Annotated in this window: 16 protein-coding genes; 10 read left to right on the top strand and 6 right to left on the bottom strand. The window is 38.8% G+C overall.

The features are described from left to right. Positions 1-2: 2 nt before the first annotated feature. The 6 genes from CWC11_RS14510 to yacG all read left to right on the top strand — a co-directional run bounded on the left by CWC11_RS14510 (position 3) and on the right by yacG (position 6,806). A complete protein-coding gene (locus CWC11_RS14510) occupies positions 3-1,934 on the top strand; it encodes a sulfatase-like hydrolase/transferase (protein WP_138683278.1) in 1,932 nt (643 codons plus the stop codon). Further along, positions 1,934-3,163, top strand: a complete 1,230-nt coding sequence (locus CWC11_RS14505; protein WP_138683277.1) for a type II secretion system F family protein — start codon at positions 1,934-1,936, stop codon at positions 3,161-3,163. Before CWC11_RS14510 ends, CWC11_RS14505 begins: the two co-directional genes overlap by 1 nt. Positions 3,164-3,177: 14 nt before the next feature. Next, positions 3,178-4,071 carry a prepilin peptidase gene (locus tag CWC11_RS14500; RefSeq protein WP_138683276.1) on the top strand — a complete coding sequence of 298 codons (894 nt, stop codon included), beginning with the start codon at positions 3,178-3,180 and terminating at the stop codon, positions 4,069-4,071. A 1-nt stretch (position 4,072) separates the two neighbouring features. Then, positions 4,073-4,714 (top strand): dephospho-CoA kinase, encoded by a 642-nt coding sequence (gene coaE, locus CWC11_RS14495; protein ID WP_138683275.1) that lies wholly within the window; start codon positions 4,073-4,075, stop codon positions 4,712-4,714. A gap of 126 nt (positions 4,715-4,840) precedes the next feature. After that, the gene (gene pilB / locus CWC11_RS14490) at positions 4,841-6,517 is read left to right on the top strand and encodes a type IV-A pilus assembly ATPase PilB (protein ID WP_138683274.1); all 1,677 of its coding nucleotides are present in this window, start codon (positions 4,841-4,843) and stop codon (positions 6,515-6,517) included. A gap of 58 nt (positions 6,518-6,575) precedes the next feature. Then, a complete protein-coding gene (gene yacG, locus CWC11_RS14485; RefSeq protein ID WP_058549398.1) occupies positions 6,576-6,806 on the top strand; it encodes a DNA gyrase inhibitor YacG in 231 nt (76 codons plus the stop codon). A gap of 73 nt (positions 6,807-6,879) precedes the next feature. Here yacG and CWC11_RS14480 read toward each other — a convergent pair whose 3' ends face one another. Then, positions 6,880-7,371: a Spy/CpxP family protein refolding chaperone gene (locus CWC11_RS14480; protein WP_138683273.1), complete on the bottom strand. Its 492-nt coding sequence runs from the start codon at positions 7,369-7,371 to the stop codon at positions 6,880-6,882. A 175-nt stretch (positions 7,372-7,546) separates the two neighbouring features. On the opposite strand from CWC11_RS14480, the gene CWC11_RS14475 reads away from it, so the two are divergent. Genes CWC11_RS14475 through CWC11_RS14465 form a run of 3 tightly spaced genes read left to right on the top strand, consistent with a single transcriptional unit; the run spans position 7,547 to position 10,583 of the window. Continuing rightward, positions 7,547-8,239: a response regulator transcription factor gene (locus CWC11_RS14475; protein ID WP_138683272.1), complete on the top strand. Its 693-nt coding sequence runs from the start codon at positions 7,547-7,549 to the stop codon at positions 8,237-8,239. Continuing rightward, positions 8,217-9,632: an ATP-binding protein gene (locus tag CWC11_RS14470; protein ID WP_138683271.1), complete on the top strand. Its 1,416-nt coding sequence runs from the start codon at positions 8,217-8,219 to the stop codon at positions 9,630-9,632. The genes CWC11_RS14475 and CWC11_RS14470 overlap by 23 nt, the downstream gene beginning before the upstream one ends. 3 nt (positions 9,633-9,635) lie before the next feature. Further along, the gene (locus tag CWC11_RS14465) at positions 9,636-10,583 is read left to right on the top strand and encodes an alpha/beta fold hydrolase (protein WP_138683270.1); all 948 of its coding nucleotides are present in this window, start codon (positions 9,636-9,638) and stop codon (positions 10,581-10,583) included. Here the strand turns inward: CWC11_RS14465 and CWC11_RS14460 are convergent. Beyond that, positions 10,556-11,476, bottom strand: a complete 921-nt coding sequence (locus CWC11_RS14460; protein ID WP_502704801.1) for a cation diffusion facilitator family transporter — start codon at positions 11,474-11,476, stop codon at positions 10,556-10,558. The genes CWC11_RS14465 and CWC11_RS14460 overlap by 28 nt on opposite strands. A 103-nt stretch (positions 11,477-11,579) precedes the next feature. On the opposite strand from CWC11_RS14460, the gene trmL reads away from it, so the two are divergent. Beyond that, positions 11,580-12,044, top strand: coding sequence for a tRNA (uridine(34)/cytosine(34)/5-carboxymethylaminomethyluridine(34)-2'-O)-methyltransferase TrmL (trmL, locus tag CWC11_RS14455; RefSeq protein WP_104643371.1), 465 nt, complete (start codon positions 11,580-11,582; stop codon positions 12,042-12,044). Positions 12,045-12,114: 70 nt separating this feature from the next. Here the strand turns inward: trmL and gpsA are convergent, their stop codons facing one another. The 4 genes from gpsA to CWC11_RS14435 are packed head-to-tail and all read right to left on the bottom strand — an operon-like array spanning position 12,115 to position 14,368. Continuing rightward, positions 12,115-13,122 carry an NAD(P)H-dependent glycerol-3-phosphate dehydrogenase gene (gene gpsA / locus CWC11_RS14450; protein ID WP_104643372.1) on the bottom strand — a complete coding sequence of 336 codons (1,008 nt, stop codon included), beginning with the start codon at positions 13,120-13,122 and terminating at the stop codon, positions 12,115-12,117. Positions 13,123-13,125: 3 nt separating this feature from the next. Continuing rightward, the gene (gene secB, locus CWC11_RS14445; protein WP_138683269.1) at positions 13,126-13,611 is read right to left on the bottom strand and encodes a protein-export chaperone SecB; all 486 of its coding nucleotides are present in this window, start codon (positions 13,609-13,611) and stop codon (positions 13,126-13,128) included. 36 nt (positions 13,612-13,647) lie between these two features. Continuing rightward, a complete protein-coding gene (gene grxC, locus CWC11_RS14440; RefSeq protein ID WP_058549390.1) occupies positions 13,648-13,905 on the bottom strand; it encodes a glutaredoxin 3 in 258 nt (85 codons plus the stop codon). A gap of 31 nt (positions 13,906-13,936) precedes the next feature. Then, complete coding sequence (locus CWC11_RS14435) at positions 13,937-14,368, bottom strand: rhodanese-like domain-containing protein (protein WP_058549389.1); 432 nt, start codon at positions 14,366-14,368, stop codon at positions 13,937-13,939. Between the last annotated feature and the right edge of the window lie 163 nt (positions 14,369-14,531).

Raw genomic sequence — 14,531 nt, 5'->3', positions numbered from 1 at the left:
TTATGATTATCAATATATTTATTTCTTTTTTATTCTTTTTCCTTTCTTTTTATCACTGGTATTCCCACCTAAGTACTCAAAATCTAAATATTAAGTCTTTAGAGCAAAAGCTTTCAAACGCTTTTTTTAACTATGCTTTCATGCTTGAAGTGCTAATTTTTATGATAGGAATATTGCTGTCAATTGTATTAATTGGATTTATAGGCTATGTAGCATCTGATAATTTAAAAAAACTATCAAAAAATAAATTATCAACTACATTTTGTTTGGTTGTTACGTGGGCGGCATTATTGACCGCGACTATGAGCTTATCTAGCTATTTTTATCCAGATCTTTTTTTTAGTCACCCCAGCTTAGGAAGTGAACTAACACTTGTAGCATCGTTAGCCTTTGTTTTAGCACAATTACTCATAACTACTATAAACACTAAACGTATAAAAATAATGGTAGTCACTGTAGTAACATTAATAGCAGCCCCAGAGATTCCAAATCTAACCTTTCAAGAAAATACACAAGAAAAAAAAATGCCCAATATATTTATAATAGGCATTGATTCACTTAATCAAAATGAAATAAATAGTACACGTACTCCTTTTTTATATGATTTTATAAATAAATCCACTTACCTACCTCACAGCTACACTCATGTAGCAAGAACTTTCCCTTCATGGGTAAGTATTTTAACTGGAGATTACCCCTTAAAGAATAAAGCGCGATTAAACCTAACCAACTTCGATAGAATAGACCTAACAAAAACCCTGCCTTATTATTTAAATAAGGCAGGGTATAAGAACTACTTTATTCAGGATGAAAGACGCTTTAGCAATATCGATGAACGTTTTTTCTTTGATCAGGTTTTAGGCCCTCCAGCTACAGCTGCTGAATTCCTTTTATCGAAGCTTGTAGACTTGCCATTGTTAGCACTAACATCAAAATTAAACTTCTTTCACTACTTCATGCCACATTTACAAAACAATAGAGCTAATTGGGTTACATATGACCCCAGAAGGTTCAACAAAGAAATTTCATCTAACTTATACGCGGTCAAAGAACCTGTTTTTATAGCGAGTCATTTTACATTGCCGCATTGGCCATACAAGATAAATAATCAAACGACCCACTTAAATAATAATTATGATAAATATTTACAATCTATAGAAATGGCAGATAAGCAGGTATCGCATTACATAAAATTATTAAAGAATAAAAACTTATTGAATAATTCGTTAGTTTTTATAGTCTCAGATCATGGCGAGAGTTTTGCTAGAAGTGAGGATATACCTAATCATAATCATAATTTAAAATCACTAAACTTGGCGGGTCATGGAACATCAATTGTTTCAAACTCTCAATATAAAATATTACTTACTTTCAAATATTTCAAAGATAGCACATCTGCGAATTTAGGTGAATTCAACAACAATTTAAACTACGCGCTTTCAGATATAACCCCAACGATTTTAGATATACTCGACTTAAATGTTGAAAGGAAGTTTGATGGAAATAGCATGCTCAAAGTCAAGGAACAAAGGGACATGCCAATAGAAAGCTCGCTTCAACCGATGTTCAATAGTAAAGGAACTGTTGATGTAAACGGTACCATAGAGCAAAATGCAAACTTATATGAAATAGATTCATCAGGTAAAATGATCGTAAAAGATGAACTATATCAAAAGGCCGTTAACTCGAAACAAAGAGGGGTTATTTTTGATAAATGGCAATTATCTATCTACCCTGAACATAATAATGAAATTTATATTACAGACTTAAAAAATCATAACCTTTATACATACGCTGAATTTTACGATAAAAACCTGAGAAAAAATCTACTAAATAAACTATGCCAGCTTTATAGTGAGGAAGCTCTAAAAGCTAATATAGAACCGTGCCTCAGCTTAAGTTATATAAATCAAATCCCTCGAAAGGTATTATAATGTCAAAACAGCCGAATAAAAAAACGCAGGACCTTTTTCAATGGGTAGGGGTTAGCGCTAGGGGTAAACGCCTGGAAGGTGAATTAACTGGCAATAGTATTGCGCTTGTAAAAGCACAGCTACGTAAACAAGGTATTACCCCTTCTAAAGTGAAACGCAAGCCAAAACCTTTATTTGGTATTCAAAACGTTCAAAAAATAACTCCTAAAGATATAGCCTTAATAACTCGCCAAATCGCTACTATGTTAATGGCTGGCGTCCCGCTTATTCAAGCCATTGAAATGATAGGCACAGGCTCTGCAAATAAAAGCGTTGCCAAATTAATGGAGACTATCGGTGATGAAGTAAAAGCAGGGCAGCCACTTAACCAAGCGCTAAGAAAACACCCTCGTTACTTTGATGACTTATATTGCGATTTAGTGGCATCGGGTGAGCAATCGGGTGCGCTTGATAAAATATTTGACCGTGTTGCACTTTATAAAGAAAAGTCTGAGGCGCTGAAATCAAAAATTAAAAAAGCCATGTTCTACCCTATAGCAGTACTAGTTGTTGCCGTAATTGTAACGTCAATACTTTTAATATTTGTAGTACCACAATTTCAAGATATATTTAACGGTTTTGGCGCTGAACTTCCTGCATTTACTCTATTTGTAATTGGTATATCTGAATTTATGCAAGAATACTGGTGGATTGCGCTAATTACAGTCGTGGCTGCCGGTTGGTTATTTAAAGAAGCTAGCTTAAGAAGTTTAAAACTAAGAGATGCAACCGACAGAACCATCTTAAAACTTCCTGTAATTGGTATGATTTTAAACAAAGCAGCAGTTGCTCGTTATGCACGAACACTTTCGACCACCTTTGCAGCCGGCGTACCGCTAGTTGATGCACTGGATTCTGCTGCTGGTGCATCCGGCAATGCTGTTTATCGCTATGCAATACTAGATATTAAAGCTGAGGTTAGCTCTGGCAACCAGATGAACTGGGCAATGCGTAACTCTAAAATATTCCCTGATATGGTTATTCAAATGGTAGCCATAGGTGAAGAATCAGGGTCGCTTGATGGCATGCTTGCCAAAGTAGCGACTATTTATGAGCAGGAAGTTGATGATGCCGTTGATGGCCTTTCAAGCCTACTTGAGCCATTAATTATGGCCGTACTTGGTGTGCTTGTTGGTGGTTTAATTATCGCTATGTACTTACCAATATTTGAATTGGGTTCGGTTGTCTAATAATTGAGTTATATATGCAAAGTATTATTGAAGTAATGCAAAGCCAATTGTGGTTTTATTTAACCACCGTTGGCTTAGTCAGTTTATGTGTAGGCAGTTTTTTAAATGTGGTTATTTACCGCTTACCGTTGATGATGCAACGTGAATGGCAAAGCGAATGTAGGCTACTGCTAGAAGATGAACTAACAACCAATAAATCTAAGCAAGCTAACACCAGTGAGCCTTTTAACTTAGTAAAACCTAACTCTACCTGCCCAAAATGTAAAACAGCCATTAAACCTTGGCAAAATATTCCTGTTATTAGCTGGCTTTTGCTAAAAGCTAAATGCGCGAGTTGTAGTAACCCTATTTCAGTTCGTTACCCTGCTGTTGAGGCAATTACAGCCATACTAAGCCTTATTGTTGCTTATAGCTTTGGTGCTACAGAGCAAGCCTTCTTATATATTTTTGTAACATGGATTTTAGTAGCGCTAACCTTTATTGATATTGACCACATGCTGCTACCCGATCAGTTAACTTTACCGCTTGTTTGGCTAGCACTTATTGCCGCTGTTGTCGGAATTACAATTACGCCAAGTGATGCAATTATCGGTGCCGCTTTTGGTTATTTAAGCTTATGGAGTGTGTTTTGGTTATTTAAGTTACTAACCGGCAAAGAAGGCATGGGTTATGGCGATTTTAAACTACTTGCCGTGTTTGGCGCACTTCTTGGTTGGCAATCACTTTTAACTATTATTCTACTTTCGAGCGTAGTAGGTGCAATTATAGGTATTGCCCTTTTAAGCATTCAAGGTAAAGACAAAGCAACGCCCATTCCATTTGGCCCTTATTTAGCAATAGCTGGTTGGATAACACTATTGTGGGGCAGTCAAATTCAAAATATGTATTTTAATTTAATTGGCTATTAGTATGGGTGAGCAAACAGCTAAAATAAATAACTGGGTGCTAGGCTTAACGGGCGGTATTGGCTGCGGTAAAACAGCCGTTAGCAATATGTTTGAAGAGTTAGGCATTACAGTTGTTGATGCCGATATAATTGCTCGTGAAGTAGTAGAGCCAAATAGTGAAGGGCTAAACGCTATTACAACGCACTTTGGTAAAGATATTTTGCTGCCCGATGGCACATTAAATAGAGCAGCACTGCGCACTAAAATATTTACTAATCATGAAAATAAAGAATGGCTAAACGCACTGCTTCACCCCCTTATCCGGATAAAAATATTGGCCGATTTAAATAATGCAACCAGCCCTTATGTTATATTAGTCGCGCCTTTACTGTTTGAGAATAATCTTGATAAGTATTGCGACCATACCTTACTTATTGACGTACCAAACTCTGTTCAAATAACGCGTACAGCAAAACGCGATAATACAAGTATTGAGCAAGTAAAAAGTATTATTGCTGCGCAAATGCCTCGTGAAAATAAACAACAAAAAGCGGATGATATTTTAAATAATGACCGTAATTTAAGCTTAGTCCGTACAGAGGTTGTTGATCTTCATAAAAGTTACCTACAATATGCTTTACACAGTAAAACTAAATCCCATTAATAGGGTCATAACTCACATAAACTTATATTTTAGTTAGTAAAATCGCAGCAATGAACGAAAGATAATGTAATCCCCTTCTTGTTTCTGGTAAATTGCTTACTATTGAAGGAATAAAACAGGTGCGCAATGAATATTAACTCACCGTTATTGAGAAAATTTATTACCCTTGGCCGTATTGATGCCGACACGGTTAAAGCAAAACAGAACGAATTTGCCTCAACTGCTGAGCTTATTTCTAAATGCGGAAAAATCGACAGCCTAGACTTAGCAGAGCAATGCATAGATTTGTTCCGCGTACCCTATTTTGATTTAAAAGACTTTGACCCTGCATCTATTCCAGCTGATCTTGTAAAAGAAAAGCTGATCCGTAAACACCATATTTTACCGCTCGTTCAAAAAGATCGAAAAGTATACATTGCCGCCTCAGATCCTACAGATTACGGTGCCTTTGAAAACTTTGAATTTAGTACGGGTTTATCGTGTGAAGTGGTAGTGGTTGATTACATTCAACTCGACAATAAAATAGAGCAGCTACTAGATGCCACTGGTAGCTTAAATTTAAGTGATGATGAGTTTAAAGAGTTTGCCGATTTAGATACAGAAAGCGCAAAAGAAACTGCTCCTAAAGATGATGACAAAGACGATGCGCCAATCATTGTTTACATCAATAAAATTTTAATGGATGCCATTAAAAAAGGCGCGTCAGATTTACACTTTGAACCGTACGAGCACAAATACCGTATTCGCTTTCGAATAGACGGAATTTTACATGAAGTAGCCAGTCCACCTAATACGCTTTCTGCGAAGCTTTCTGCACGTATAAAAGTAATGTCGAGGCTCGATATTGCTGAAAAACGTAAGCCACAAGATGGCCGGATTAAATTAAAAATTACTGAACGAAAAAGTATCGATTTTCGTGTAAGTACTATGCCGACCCTTTGGGGCGAAAAAATAGTAATGCGTATTTTAGACTCATCAAGCGCTATGCTAGGCATTGATGTACTCGGCTATGAAGAAGAGCAGAAAAAACTCTATATGGATGCCCTTGCTCAACCACAAGGCATGATACTCGTTACAGGCCCTACAGGTTCTGGTAAAACAGTATCACTTTATACAGGCTTAAATATTTTAAACCAGCCAGAGCGAAATATTAGTACCGCAGAGGATCCCGTAGAAATAAACCTTGAAGGGGTTAACCAAGTACAAATAAACCCTAAAGCCGAGATGACTTTTGCAAACGCACTGCGTGCATTTTTGCGTCAAGATCCTGATGTAGTAATGGTAGGTGAAATACGTGACCTTGAAACCGCTGAAATATCAATTAAAGCAGCGCAAACGGGTCACTTAGTATTATCAACACTGCATACAAACTCTGCACCCGAAACCATTACTCGTTTATTAAATATGGGCGTACCAGCTTATAACGTGGCAAGCTCTATTAGCTTAATTATAGCGCAGCGATTGGCCCGCCGTTTATGTCCTAAATGTAAAACGCCAGAGCAACTACCTAGCGAAGAATTGTCTCGCCAAGGTTTTACAGCTAAGCAAATTGAAGATATGACACTCTACGCACCTAAAGGCTGTGATAGCTGTACCGATGGTTATAAAGGCCGTGTAGGTATTTATGAAGTAATGCAAATTACGCCAGAAATTGCACAAATTATTATGCGTGGTGGTAACTCACTAGAAATAGCAGAGGTATCCCTTAAAGCCGGGTTTAATAATTTACGCCTATCGGGTTTACGAAAAGCCGCCGATGGTTTAACGTCTCTGGCTGAAATAAACCGCGTAACTAATATGTAAGTGTATAGCTCTAAGGGTTGCCTTTAGAGCTATAAACAAAAAATTTAGAGAGTAAAGTATGCCAACTATTGTTAACTGTCCAACGTGTAAAAACAAAGTTGAATGGTCTGAGCAAAGCCCACACCGCCCTTTTTGTTCAAAACGTTGCCAACTTATTGATTTAGGTGAATGGTCGTTTGAAAATAACAAAATTTCAGCGCCAATCACTTCGGCTGAACAGTTTAGCCAAGACATGATTGAAGATATTGAAGCCATGATGGCAAAAAATGAAGACGAGTTTTTTAAATAAGTTTAAGTGATTATATTAATAGAAAAAGCCAGCATTAAGCTGGCTTTTTAGTGTTTAATCTATAATTAAACGATTAGTCTTTTTGCTTACGGTGCTTTTTGCCCATGCGTTTTTGCATTTTAGCAAATTTCTCTTTTTGCTCCGCATTAAGTACTTTCAATACTTGGTGCTGAGTTTTTAGCTTAATTAAGCCAAACTGTTCGCCTTTATCGTGGCGAGCATTTAACAGCTCTTTTGCCGCATTTTCATCAAAGGTTGCCGCTGAAAGTAACGCATCCATTTTAGCTTTATGTGCTTCGCGCATCGCTTTACGTGCTTCTTTATCGTCGCCTCGTAATGCTTTCATTTGCGTTTTTTGCGCTTCAAAAATAGCTTCGAGCTTAGTTTGCTGCTCATCGGTTAAATTAAGCTTTTCGGCGCCGCGCTCAGAAAGTAAAAAACGCGCTGGAGAATGGCCTTGCTTGTCATGCATGCCGCCTTTAGCTAATACGCTGCCTGCGCCAAGTGTAGCCGTTGCTAGACCACAAATAAGTACTAATTTTGAAAGTGTATTTACTTTAGTCATAATCATCACCTTAATATTGGATGGATTGAATTTGGTTGTGACTGCTAAGCCAGTGAGTTAACTATACATAACTCAACGCAAAGTAACGCAAAGCAGTGTAAAGGTTGTGTAAAGATTCACTTTTGCACAATTTAAGAAGTAAAATAACAATATGAGAATTGCCTAAGGGTTTGAAATGAAACTATTAATGATTGACGACGACACTGGCCTTTGTGAGCTTTTAAGTGAGTACTTAACTGCGCAAGGCTTTGAAATTCAAAGCGTACACGACGGTGCTCAAGGTCTAAAGTTAGCGCAAACAAACGACTACGCACTTATATTATTAGATGTAATGCTACCTACGCTTGATGGTTTTGAAGTACTTAAACAACTTAGGCAAACAAAGCTTACACCGGTCATAATGCTTACCGCTAAAGGCGAAGACTTTGACCGTATTTTTGGCTTAGAGCTTGGTGCAGACGATTATATACCCAAACCTTTTAACCACCGTGAGCTACTAGCTCGCGTTAAAGCAATAACCCGCCGTATAGAGCATATTAATAGCTTAAGCGTACCCACTACCAATAGTAAGCTGATTGTTAATGGAATTACTGTAAACCTTGCTGCGCGCGAAGCTTCAATTAATAACTCCACACTGACGCTTACTGGCACCGAGTACGAAATTTTAGCGCTATTGTGTAAAAACGCTGGCGAAGTAGTGAGTAAAGAACAAATAAGTGAGGAAGTTTTAGGTAGGCGCTTAGCCTCATTTGATCGCTCTATTGATATGCATGTAAGTAATATACGTAAAAAAATAGCAGAGCATATACAAGCCGAGCGAATTAAAACCATGCGAGGTACGGGCTATGTCTTTATCCAAGGCGAATAATAATGTGTATTTTGCTTGGCTAAAGCACCCTAGGCATTACTTATTTTTTAAAATATTTTTTTGGTTTTGGCTAACTATAATTGGCACTGTAGCTGCTCTTGTATTTTTGAGTAACATAACCGCAATTAATGCTGTAACCAACGAGCCACTATCTGGCCCGATGAAAAAGAACCTTATATACACAGCCAAAAGTATAGAGCGCTCAGTAATTAAGCACAAACGCAGCTTAAACGAAATATTAGTACATCCAAGACTCACAAAGCGTAAGCTTTTATATTTAAGCGCCGCGCAAGGCGAAGACGCCCGCAGCAATAAAGAAGTGCCGGACGATATAGATCTTAGTTTATTAAACTTTACTCAAAACATGTCTCCGCAAATTATTTTTACTGAAAAATACCAAGCCTTCGGGCCTGTTAATATAAATGTGCCAGAAGGAAGTTTTTATCTATACGAAATAGATATAAACCATAAACCACCGCTACTTTTGCGTTTTAAACTAATGCCCAATTGGATGAAGATATTTATCGCAATTGCAGCGTCACTTGTTTTGAGCTTTGTATTTAGCCGTAACTTAATCGCCCCAATAAATAGCCTAAAAAAAGCCGCTATTAAATTATCTGCCGGCGACTTAACCGCCAGGGCCGACATTCCACTAAACCGTAAAGATGAACTAGGCGTTCTTGGGCGCGATTTTAACAGTATGGCTAATCAGTTAGAACTACTTATTAGCTCACAAAAGCGTTTACTTGCTGATATATCGCATGAGCTTCGCTCACCTCTAACACGTTTAAAAATGGCTACAGGGCTTGCACAAATGCAGGCTAACGAACCCAGCCAATCGTATTTACTACGTATTGAAAAAGAAGCAAACCAGCTTGATAAAATGATAGCCGACGTACTACAGGTTTCTCGTTTAGAGGCTAAAAGCCAAGCGCTTTCGCTGCAAAAGCAATCACTGCAAGTTATTGTGGATCACGTAATTAATGATGCTCAATTTGAAGCTAAACAAAACAATAAGCAGCTAAAAATTACTGGCAGCGTGGCTGTAAATATTAATTGCGATGAAACACTTATAGCTAGTGCGCTTGAAAACTTACTTCGTAATGCGATTAAATATGCTCAGCACACCATTAGCATAACGCTAAAGCATTCAGATGCCATTTATATAGAAATATGTGATGACGGCTCAGGCGTGCCTAATGAGCAGCTAAGTAAGCTTTGTGAGCCCTTTTTTAGACAATCAGATGCTCGTGACCGCGTAAGTGGCGGCACTGGCTTAGGGCTTGCTATTGCTAAAAATGCCATTACCGCGCATGGCGGAGATTTAGTCTTATCGAATAAAGAACAAGGTGGCTTGTGTGCTAATATAACCTTGCCATTAATCAAAGAGTAAAACATGTTTTATAGTTCAGAAGCCCAGCTTGAGAGCAATCAAGAGGCCATTAATGTTTTTTATACTTCAAATTTAATTAAAAGCTACTTAGATACGCCATCAGGAAAGCTATTTTACGCATATGCAATTCCTAAAAGCGCTACAACCGCTATAGTAGTAAGTACAGGGCGTATTGAAGGCCTAGAAAAATATAAAGAACTGTTATGGGAGCTGTATTGTAATAATTTTGCTGTGTTTATTATGGATCATCAAGGTCAGGGGCGCTCTTACAGGCATCTTAAAAATAAGCATAAAGGCTTTGTAAAACACTATAATAACTACAGCAGTGACCTAAATAACTTTGATCAGCAAATAGTTTCAAAGCATTGGCAGGGTAAAAAAGTCATGCTGGCTCATTCAATGGGTGGCGCGATTGCTATTGATTATTTAGCAAAATTTGAAAATAGCTATAAAGGCGTGTTTTTGTCTGCGCCTATGTTTGATATTTTTACAAAAGACGTACCAAAAATACCAACGCAGTTTATTGTTAAATTAGCCACTTTACTTGGTTTACATTCTTGCTATGCATTTGGACAAGGCAACTACAACCCGATCCCATTTGCCGAAAACGTCCTTACTAGCAGCGAGGAGCGCTACACTTACTTTAGGCAAACCTATAAATTAGAACCTAACATACAATTAGGTGGCGTTACGTTTGGCTGGCTAGCAGCTACAATAGCGTTTTTAAAGTCTATTGATAATCTAAACGTACCAATTCCTTTGTTTATAGCAAGTGCAGCTAGCGATACAGTGGTTAATAACGAAGCACAGTACAGCCTTGCAAAAAGGCATGCTCATGCAACAATCGAGAGTTTTGAAAATGCAAAACACGAGCTACTTTTTGAACGTGACGAGATTAGAAAGCCGCTATTAACTAACTTTTATCAGTTTTGTGAGTCTGTTACTTCTTGATCAGTGCTAGGATTTACTAAAACAGAAAGTGGATCGAGGTGGATGAGTATATCTACCTCAGATTCAAAACGTGCACTTATCATGGCCTCTACTTCATCAGCCACATTATGAGCACGTATTAAACTTAAGTTGTCATCTAGCTCTAAATGCATTTGAATAAACTTAACTTTCCCGCCTTGGCGAGTGCGAATACCGTGTACACCATGTACATCGGTATGTTCTTTAGCTATATCAAATATGCTTTGCTTTTCATCATCTGGCAGCTCTTTATCCATTAAATGATCGGCACTATCACGCGCTATATCCCAACTGTTATAAAGTAAGTAGCCCGCCACCCCAATTGCAAAAAGAGGATCGGCATAAAGTACGCCATAATAAGCGAGTAAAATAGCCAATAGCACGGCAGCATTTAATATTAAATCGCCTTTGTAATGTACTGAATCGGCTTTTATAGCAATAGAGTCGGTATACTTAACTACTTTATTTTGTACAAATACAATTACCAGCGTACACACAATTGCAAAAATACTTACCCATACGCCCAATAATGAATGCGTTAACTGTATTGGGTTAAATAAGCGCTCAATACCATGAAATGCAAGTAAACACCCTGAGCCTGCAATAAATGCAGCCTGCCCTAATCCTGCAAGCGCCTCAGCTTTACCATGCCCAAAACGATGATCGTCATCGGCAGGGCGCAGTGCGTAACCTAACACCAAAAAACTCATGGCTGTGGCGGTAATATCCATTAACGAATCAGTCAACGAGCCAAGCATCGAAGCTGAGCCTGAAGCAAGCCAAGCCCATGTTTTTGCGCCAATCATTAAGCTCACCATAACCATGGTGACAATACTTGAAGTTTTAACCCAAAATTCGTAGCTGCGGTTGTGCACGCGTATATCCGTTAATCACTGTATTCAATGTATTGAGTATATCATTTTTTTAAAAGGTTTCGTGTATACTGCTGCGCTCAACCGATTACTAAAAAGGCTCATTATGCTGGATATTGTTTTATACCAACCTGAAATTCCACCTAATACAGGTAATATTATTCGCCTATGTGCAAATACAGGCTATGCACTGCATTTAATTGAGCCTTTAGGGTTTGAGTGGGACGACAAGCGTGTAAAACGTGCAGGCCTTGATTACCACGAATTTAGCCACGTACAACGCCATGCATCATTTGAAGCCTACCTAGAAAAGTGCAAGCCAAAAAAAGTGTATGCATGTACAACTAAAGGCAGCCAGTTTCATCATGAAGCTAGCTACGAAGCGGGAGATTGTTTAGTCTTTGGCCCTGAAACACGTGGCCTGCCTGATGAAATGATTCAAGCATTGCCAAACGATCAACGCGTACGCATTCCTATGCAGCCAAACAGCCGCAGCATGAACTTATCTAACGCGGTTGCCGTATTTGTGTATGAATCTTGGCGCCAGTTGGGTTTTCCTAACGCGCAATAAACACCTTGTACCAAACAACAAAAAACCGACATAAAGTTGGTTTTTTAGTTTTAGTATACTTTGTATAGATTTATTCAGAACGCTGCTCTCGGCCTAATAGCGCCATTGCGGCTTCTTTCATGTCTTTATTTTCATAAAGTACTTTATAAATTTGCTCAGTGATTGGCATTTCTACACCAGCACGCTGCGCTAATAAATACACTTCTTTGGTATTTCTAAATCCTTCGACTACTTGGCCAATAGACTCAATTGCTGCCTCTACACTTTCACCTTTACCAAGTGCTAAACCAAATCGACGGTTACGTGATTGATTATCAGTACAGGTTAAAATTAAATCGCCAAGGCCTGCCATACCCATAAAGGTTTCTGGCTTTGCACCTAGAGCGCAACCTAAGCGAGTTAACTCAGCAAGCCCACGAGTAATAAGTGCGGTTCGCGCATTAGCACCAAAGCCCACACCGTCCGAAATACCGGCACCAATAGCAATTACATTTTTAACCGCACCACCTAGCTGTATACCAATAAAGTCGTCATTGTTATACACACGAAATGAGCGACCGCAATGAAGTAAATCAGCTAATTGCTGAGCAAACTCAGGCGACGTAGACGAAACAGAAATAGCGGTAGGTAAACCCATTGCCATTTCTTTAGCAAATGTAGGACCAGAAAGCACGGCAAGCGCAACTTCGTCACCTAACTCTTGTAAAGCTACTTCTTGCAGTAAGCGTCCTGTATTTGGCTCAAGGCCTTTAGTTGCCCACGCAATCTCAGCACCCTCTTGTAATGCAGGTTTAATTTGTTGAAGTGTGTCGCCAAATGCATGGCTTGGTACCACAACAAGTACAATTTTACTGCTAGCAACGGCTTGATGTAAGTCGGCTTCAAGAGTAAGAGTATCTGGGAAAGGAGCATCAGGTAAGTAACGTTGATTTTTCCGCTCAGCTGCAAGCGTGGCAACGTCGTCGCTATTTCTACCCCAAAGAGTCACGTTATGACCATTTCGGGCTAAGCAAATAGCAAGGGCGGTGCCGTAAGACCCCGCCCCTAATACAGTAACAGCTGTAGTTGCTGTACTCATAGGTTATGCGTCTGCTGTAACCTGGTCTGTTTGCGCAGTACGTTGTTGCATGTATTGTGCAAACAATGCGTCAAAATTAACTGGCGCAAGGTTAAGCTGTGGGAAAGTACCACGATTAACTAAATTTGATACTGCTTCACGAGCATACGGGAATAACACGTTAGGACAAAATGCACCTAGCATGTGTGCAAGTTGCACTTCTTCAACTTCAGCAATAGTAAAAATACCTGCTTGTTGAATTTCACATAAAAACGCAGTTTCTTCGCCAATAGATGCGGTTACAGTTAGCGCTAAAACAACTTCAAACACGCCTTCATCTAACTTGTTAGAGCGAGTGTCTAGGTCTAGCTTAACTTCTGGTGTCCATTCTTTTTGAAAAATAGCAGGTGAGTTTGGCGTCTCAAACGATACATCTTTAGTGTAAATGCGTTGAATAGTAAATTGTGCGCCGGCTTCTGCAGCTGCTGCGTTTTGAGTTTCTTCGTTCATTGTTTTTCCTAACTTGTTCGTTATTATAATTTAAGTTTAAGCGTTTAGCTTAGCGTCAAGTTTACCTTGCGCTTCTATTGCCATCATGTCGTCGCAGCCACCGATATGTTCATCATTAATAAAAATTTGCGGTACTGTGCTTGCGCCGCCTGCTTTGGCGATCATTTCATCGCGAAGTTCAGGCTGTACACCAATATCAATATTTGTATATTCCACGCCTTTGCTATTTAAAAGCGAAAGAGCGCGCTGACAAAATGGACAATACGCTTTGGTGTATAAAACAACATTACTCATAATAAATCCTCTATCGGTCTAGCTAAAATGATTAGCGACCTGTTGTAGTTGGTAGGCTCGCTGATTGCCACGCACCCATACCGCTTGCCAATACATAAACCTCTTCAAAACCAGCTTTATGCATCGCAGTTGCAGTACCTTGGGCAGTCATACCTGTGGTACATACCAATATAATGGGTTTGCTCTTGTACTTTTCAAGGCTAGAAAAGTCAGATTGTTTCGCTTTTTCAGGGCTCAAGTGCACAGAGTTAGCAATATGGCCTGCCGAAAACTCTTTTTGAGCGCGAATATCAACAACTTTACCGTCTTCACGATTAATTAAAAGCGTAAGTTGTTGAGGGTTAATTTGACGGATTGCTGAAAATTTACTTTTAATCAAACCGCTTACAATAAGAAAAACAAGACCAACCCAAGCAAGGCTTAAAATGGGATGATTTGTAATAAATTCAATATATTGATCCATTCTACTTCCACTATGAAATTATGTTCTAAACCTAGGGCGTGTTGGCCTTTGTGGATTGAAATTTGTTCAATCTAGGGCGATTAAATCGCTGCGCGAGATTTGTAACCTAGTGGGCTAAGTAAAAACCGAGCAACAAAGAGGTAATAGTCCCTAGAAAGAACCC

Source organism: Pseudoalteromonas sp. S3178, assembly GCF_005886985.1.
GTDB lineage: Bacteria > Pseudomonadota > Gammaproteobacteria > Enterobacterales > Alteromonadaceae > Pseudoalteromonas > Pseudoalteromonas carrageenovora.
The sequence above is the reverse complement of the archived record's forward strand: the minus strand, read 5'-3'. Positions and strand labels throughout refer to the sequence as shown.